Raw genomic sequence first — 2,325 nt, forward strand, 5'->3', positions numbered from 1 at the left:
GCCCGGCCGCGCGAGAATCAGGCGCAGGTGCCCGCCGTGGCCCGGAACAGCCGGGCCGGGGCCTCACCCACCGGACGCAGCCCGACAGGCGGGTCGCACGCGGGCAGCCACACCGACTCCCCGCGCCGCAGCTCGACCTTCGTGCCGTCGTCGGAGCACAGCAGCAGCTCACCCGAGGTACAGAGCAGAATTTCCGGCCCCGCGCCGCCGAGCCGCACCTCCGCCCTGTCGTCCTCGCCCCACTCCACGCGGGAGAGCTCGAACTCCGGCGCGCCCGTGCGGTATACGGCCACCCGCTCGTCGTGGTCGGCGCGCTCCCCGGTCAGGACGGGCATGTCGCCGCACGCGAAGTCGACCACCCGCAACAGCTCGGGTACGTCGACGTGCTTCGGGGTGAGGCCGCAGCGCAGTATGTTGTCCGAGTTGGCGAGGATCTCCACGGCCGTTCCGTGCAGGTACAGGTGCAGGTTGCCCGCGGGCAGGTACAGCGCGTCCCCGGCGTGCAGCGTGAGCCGGTTCAGCAGCAGCGCCGCGAGCACCCCCGCGTCGTGCGGGTGCGCCTCACCCAGCTCCAGCACCGTGCGGCACTCCGCGTCGAACTCGCCGCGCTCCTTGATGTGGCGCACGCAGGCGTCGAGCACCTCGGGCAGGAGCCGGTCGAGCGTCGGCTGCGGCAGCGTGATCCAGGTCGTGAACAGGGTGCGCAACCCGTCCGGGTCCGGCTGCGCGGCCAGCAGCTCGGTGTACTTGGTCAGGCCGGGGGTGTCGATCGCCCGCAGCAGCCGCACCGTGTGCCACGGGTCGCGGAATCCGGCCAGGGCGTGGAACTCGGTCAGCGCACAGACCAGCTCGGGTTTGGCGGTGGGGTCCGGGTAGTTGCGGTCGGCCGCGTCGCGCGGAATGCCCGCCCGCTCCTCACGAGCCCACCCCTCGGCAGCCTGCTCGGCGGAGGGGTGCGCCTGCATCGACAGCGGCTCCTCGACGGCGAGGATCTTGAGCAGGAACGGGAGCCTGCCACCCCAGTGACGGGCGCAACGAGCGCCGAGCTGCCCCTCCGGGTCGTCCTCGACCACGTCGAGGAGGCTGCGCTCGTCGCCGTGGGCGTCGACGACGTACGAGGGGTCGCCCGGATGCGCGCCCATCCACAACTCCGCCTCGGGGTGCGGTGCCGGGACCGGCCGCCCCAGCAGCTCCGGGATCGTGGTCCTGGAGCCCCACGCGTAGGGCCGGACTGCGTTACGCAGCAGTTCCACGGTCAACTCAACTCCTCGCCGGCCGTCGTCACCGGCCTGCCCTCGCCTGCGCTACTGCTACACGGTCACCGGTGCGACGCGCCCGGCTCCCCCGATCGTTCCGGCCGCGAGCCCGAGATAGAGCGCCGCGAGTTCCAGTCGCGACGCGAGCACGGCCGCGCGGCCCGTTTCGTCGGCCGTCATCTCCTCGGCGGGGGCGAGGAGATCGGCCGAGGCCAGGGTCTCACCCACCTGGTGACGTGCGGTGTCGGCCACCGGACCGGTGCGCACCGACAGCAGGAGCACCCGTGGTCGCGGTCCCTCGGCGGCGAGGTCCTCGGGGTCGGCGAAGATGTCCCGCTCGCCCGAACTCTCGACGGCCGCCCTGCGCAGCGCGGGACGCGCCAGCGCGCGGCGGTACTCGGCCACGTCGGCCACCACGGCCGCGTGGGTGGCCAACGCGTAGGCACCGTGCTGCCCCACGGCCACGGCCACCTCGTCGAGCCCCCACAGCAGGGGGAGGCGGTCGGCCAGGCGCAGGGCCAGCGACTTGGCGGGATTGACGAACGACTCCTGTCCCGGATGGCACCGCTCTGCCTCATGGTCGAGGCGGTCGGCCAACGCCTCGATGTCGGCCCGGAACAGGCCGAGCGCCTCCACGGTGAGCAGCCCCGCCGTGAACGCGGACGGCAGCCCCAGCTCGGCGGGCACGGCCACGCGCGGGCTCAACAGCACCCCTCGGCCCGCGATCGCGGAGGCCACCGGCCCCTCGGCCGGGCCGGAGAGCACGACGGTCGCACCGTACCGGGCGGCGCGTTCGAGCGAACTCGCCAGTTCGTGGTCATGGGCGTCGTCGGTGTGTGTCAGCACGACGTCGAGTGCGCCGACCCAGCCGGGCACCACCTCGGCGAGCACGACCGGGATCGGGCTGTCCGGCGCCACGAGCGCCGCGAGCATCCGCGCGGCCGTGTCGCTGACGCCGGTCCTGCACACGAGCACGAGACTGCGGGGCCGGTCGACGTCCGCACGGCCACGCAGATCGACCTCGGCCGCCGTCTCGGCGGTGGCACGGACCTGCGCACCCGCCGTGGCG

The 2,325-nt window shown here is 73.8% G+C and carries 2 protein-coding genes; both read right to left on the reverse strand.

Annotation, left to right across the window (positions count from 1 at the left end):
* Positions 1-17: 17 nt before the first annotated feature.
* Positions 18-1,259: a mannose-6-phosphate isomerase, class I gene (gene manA / locus SACSA_RS0105555; protein ID WP_019814179.1), complete on the reverse strand. Its 1,242-nt coding sequence runs from the start codon at positions 1,257-1,259 to the stop codon at positions 18-20.
* A gap of 51 nt (positions 1,260-1,310) precedes the next feature.
* A partial coding sequence (locus tag SACSA_RS21695) for a hypothetical protein (RefSeq protein WP_019814180.1) occupies positions 1,311-2,325 on the reverse strand: 1,015 nt, incomplete at its 5' end.

It is taken from the genome of Saccharomonospora saliphila YIM 90502 (assembly GCF_000383795.1).
Taxonomy (GTDB): domain Bacteria; phylum Actinomycetota; class Actinomycetes; order Mycobacteriales; family Pseudonocardiaceae; genus Saccharomonospora; species Saccharomonospora saliphila.